The organism is Candidatus Nanopusillus massiliensis (assembly GCF_920984865.1).
In genome coordinates this window covers 551,807-552,037 of the sequence record NZ_OV100765.1, presented here as the reverse complement: position 1 = coordinate 552,037, position 231 = coordinate 551,807, and positions in this window count along the sequence as shown.

Sequence of the window (231 nt, the reverse complement as noted above, 5' to 3'; positions counted from 1 at the left end):
CACTAGATAGTAATATAACTATTATTTCTAATATTATATTTTGAGCAGCTTCTCCAAATCCCACGAAATTTACTGAAGATGCATATAGGAATGCAAATAGAACAGCAAGAGTTATAAGTCCGACAATAACATTATGAGAAGATTGTTTATATTTCTGAAATTCTTCATCTCCTTCATAAGGTTCTNNNATATCAGCCATTAATGCAATTATCATTAAAATGAAAAATAAAA